Genomic DNA, 1,230 nt, shown 5'->3' on the forward strand with positions numbered 1-1,230 from the left:
CACACGATCAACAACTTGGGCACGACGAGCGAGAACCTGACGGCAGCGGAATCCCGTATTCGCGACGTCGACATGGCCAAAGAAATGATGGAGCAAACGAAGAACAATATTCTGTCCCAAGCGGCGCAAGCGATGCTCGCGCAAGCGAACCAACAGCCGCAAGGCGTATTGCAACTTCTCCGTTAATCCCCTTTATACCCCGTATCCGCATGAAGTGGATACGGGCTTTTTTATAGCTGGGAAACGGCGTGCGGACATAGTTAATGGGTAATGTTACCGGCTCTTCAGCTATAACCTACTTTTTCGAACGACCGATATATATAGTACAAGGGCACGAGAGAGAAGCAAGACTCGCGAAGCGCTTGTAACCAATCATCAAGGCACCGCAAGGAAGCGGGCCTCACATTCAGGGAGGAATATTATTATGCGTATTAACCACAACATTGCATCTTTGAACACGTACCGTCAGCTGAGCACGAACAGCGCCGCCACGAACAAATCGATTGAGAAGCTGTCGTCCGGTCTCCGTATCAATCGCGCAGGCGACGACGCGGCGGGCCTTGCGATCTCCGAGAAAATGCGCGGCCAGATTCGCGGCCTCGACATGGCAGGCAAGAATGCGCAAGACGGTATCTCTTTGATCCAAACGGCAGAAGGCGCGCTGAACGAAACGCACAGCATCCTGCAGCGCATGCGCGAACTCGCGGTACAATCGTCCAACGACACGAACACGTCGACGGACCGCGGCGAACTGCAGAAGGAAGTCGACGAGTTGGCGAAAGAAATCACGCGTATCTCGAACACGACGGAATTCAACACGAAGAAGCTGCTTGACGGTTCCGCGAAGACCGGTTCGACCGTGACAAGCGCTTCCGACCTGACGTTCCAAATTGGCGCGAACGCAGGCCAGAACATGGCGCTGTCGATCTCGGCAATGGACGCGAAGACGCTGGGCGTAACCGGCGCCTCCACGACGAACGCAGCGGCAACAGGTACCGCAGCAGCCGTTGCAACGGAAGGCATCAGCATCTCCTCGCAAGCATCGGCAAGCGCGGCGATCACGTCGATCAACACGGCGATCGAGACCGTATCGGCAGAGCGTTCCAAGCTGGGTGCGTACCAGAACCGTCTGGAGCACACGATCAACAACTTGGGCACGACGAGCGAGAACCTGACGGCAGCGGAATCCCGTATTCGCGACGTCGACATGGCCAAAGAAATGATGGAGCA

The 1,230-nt window shown here is 55.9% G+C and carries 2 protein-coding genes; both read left to right on the forward strand.

What is annotated here, in order from left to right; genetic code table 11:
- Positions 1 to 186: flagellin (locus BCM02_RS35070; protein WP_281288278.1), on the forward strand; the 186-nt coding region annotated here is incomplete at its 5' end.
- 238 nt (positions 187 to 424) lie between these two features.
- Positions 425 to 1,230: flagellin Hag (hag, locus tag BCM02_RS35075; protein ID WP_148933754.1), on the forward strand; the 806-nt coding region annotated here is incomplete at its 3' end.

The organism is Paenibacillus methanolicus, assembly GCF_008124765.1.
GTDB classification, from domain to species: Bacteria; Bacillota; Bacilli; order Paenibacillales; family Paenibacillaceae; genus Paenibacillus_Z; species Paenibacillus_Z methanolicus.